Genomic DNA, 2,428 nt, shown 5'->3' on the forward strand with positions numbered 1-2,428 from the left:
CTGGGACCCGATGGGCGCGGTGGCCGTGGGCCGCCCGGCCGCCGTCCCCGCCACCCGGCCGCCCCGACCGCCGGAGGCGTTCATCGAGGTGCGGTGACACTCCGCCCCGGGTCGTCGGCGGCCGGGCGGCCCACGGCCACCGCGCCCATCGGGTCCCAGTGCGCCGGCAGGTCCAGCACCTCGCGGACCACGTCCCGGCAGAACATCGTGGACGACACCCAGGCCGAGCCCAGTTGCTCACCGGCCAGCGCCACCAGCAGGTTCTGCACGCCCGCGCCCGCGGCGACCACGAACATCTCCCGCTCGGCCGCGTCCCGCCGCTCGTCGCCGTACGCGTGCGAACCGTCCATGACCAGGCAGGGCACCACCAGGTACGGGGCGCGGCGCAGCACCTCGCCGCGGCGCACCCGGCGGGCGATCGCCTCCTCCGAGCGTCCGTCCCGGCGCAGGTCGGCGACCCAGGCGTCCCGCATCGCGTCCAGCAGCTCCACCCGGGACGCGGCCGACTCCAGCAGCACGAACCGCCAGGGGGTGGTGTGGTGCGGGGCGGGAGCGGTCAGCGCCGCGGCCACCGCCCGCCGCACCGAGCCCGGGTCCACCGGCTCGTCGGTGAACTCCCGCACCGTGCGCCGCAGTCCGAGCGCCTCACGGACCGCCTCGGAGGTGCCGAGCCGGAACATGTCGTCCGCCGCGCCCCGGACCAACTCCCGTGCGCCGCCGTCGCCGTCGCCGGCCTGGACCAGGTGGGGCAGGCCGCGGACGACCGCCACCGGCAGCCCGGCCGCCTTGCCCTTCACCAGGTCCCCGGCGGCGGCCAGTTCGTCGGCGGCAGCCACCACCGTGGCGCTCAGCGGGTTGCCGTGCGCGTCCGCGCCGCCGCGCAGGTCGTCCAGGACCCGCACCCCGGCCGCGCCGATCGCGATGTCGGTCAGCCCGCTGCGCCACGGCCGGCCGGAGGTGTCGGTGACGACGACCCCGACGTCCACGCCCAGGGCGTCCCGCAGACCGGTGCGCAGCGCGCGGGCCGAGGCGTCCGGGTCCTCGGGCAGCAGCAGCACCGTGCCGGCCGGCGTGTTGGACGCGTCCACCCCGGCGGCGGCCATCACCAGGCCCTGCCGGTTCTCCACGATCCGCAGCGCCCCGCGCCGGGCGACCACCCGCACGGTCTCCGCGTCGATCGCGGCCTCCCGGTCGGCGGCCTGGACGATCCGCCCCTCCGCCTTGCTGACGATCTTGGAGGTGACCAGCAGCACGTCGCCGTCCGCCAGGCCCGGCTCGGTGGCGGCGATCAGCTTGGCCAGGTCGTCGCCCGGCCGCACCTCCGGCAGCCCGGGCAGCGCCCACACCCGGTAGGACGGGCCCCCGGCCGCGCTCATCCGCGTACCTCCTCGGCGAGCGCCAGCGCCTCGCGGGCCATCGCGGCGGTCGCGTCCAGGTCGGTCATCATCAACGGCACGGCCCGGCAGCGGATGCCGGCCCCCTCCACTTCGGCTGCCGCCGCCGCGTCCACGGTGTCCACCAGCCAGCCGTCCAGCAGCCCGGAGCCGTAGTGCGCGGCCACCGCGGCCGCCGTGGCCTCCACGCCGACCGCCGCCAGCACCTTGTCGGCCATGCCGCGCACCGGCGCGCCGCCGACGATGGGGGAGAGGCCGACCACCGGCACCCCGGCGTCGGCGATGGCCTCCCGGATGCCGGGCACGGCCAGGATGGTGCCGATGGACACGACCGGGTTGGACGGCGGGAAGAGCACGACGTCCGCCTCGGCGATCGCCTCCAGCACCCCGGGGGCGGGCTTCGCCTGCTCCGCGCCGACCGGCACGATCGCGTGCGCGTCCACCGAGGCCCGCAGCCGCACCCAGTACTCCTGGAAGTGCACCGCCTTGCGCTCGCCGTCCACGTCCACGGCGACGTGGGTCTCCACCCGGTCGTCGGACATCGGCAGCAGCCTCACCCCCGGCTTCCACCGGTCGCACAGCGCCTCGGTCACCGCGCTCAGCGGATAGCCCGCCGCCAGCATCTGGGTGCGCACGATGTGGGTGGCGAAGTCGCGGTCGCCCAGACCGAACCAGCCGGGCCCCACCCCGTACGCCGCCAGCTCCGCCTTGACGTGGAACGTCTCGTCCGCACGCCCCCAGCCCTGCTCCTCGTTGATGCCGCCGCCGAGCGTGTACATCACGGTGTCGAGGTCGGGGCAGACCTTCAGCCCGAACAGATGGATGTCGTCACCGGTGTTGCCGACGACCGTGATCTCCGCGTCGGGCGCGGCCTTCAGCAGGCCGCGCAGGAAACGGGCACCGCCGATGCCGCCGGCCAGAACCACAATGCGCATGGGCGCCAGTCTGTCAGGCGGTCAGGACCTCCCGCCCCTGCGGGGCGGGAGGTGGTCAGGCGGGTACGGCGTCCCGCCCGTGCGGGGCGGTTGGTCAGG

2 protein-coding genes are annotated in these 2,428 nt (G+C 76.2%); both read right to left on the reverse strand.

What is annotated here, in order from left to right; genetic code table 11:
- Positions 1 to 80: 80 nt before the first annotated feature.
- Positions 81 to 1,376 (reverse strand): coenzyme F420-0:L-glutamate ligase, encoded by a 1,296-nt coding sequence (locus tag C6N75_RS24225; RefSeq protein WP_105871023.1) that lies wholly within the window; start codon positions 1,374 to 1,376, stop codon positions 81 to 83.
- Complete coding sequence (gene cofD / locus C6N75_RS24230; protein WP_105871024.1) at positions 1,373 to 2,329, reverse strand: 2-phospho-L-lactate transferase; 957 nt, start codon at positions 2,327 to 2,329, stop codon at positions 1,373 to 1,375. The genes C6N75_RS24225 and cofD overlap by 4 nt, the downstream gene beginning before the upstream one ends.
- Between the last annotated feature and the right edge of the window lie 99 nt (positions 2,330 to 2,428).

The organism is Streptomyces solincola (assembly GCF_002982015.1).
In the GTDB taxonomy this organism is placed as follows: Bacteria; Actinomycetota; Actinomycetes; order Streptomycetales; family Streptomycetaceae; genus Streptomyces; species Streptomyces solincola.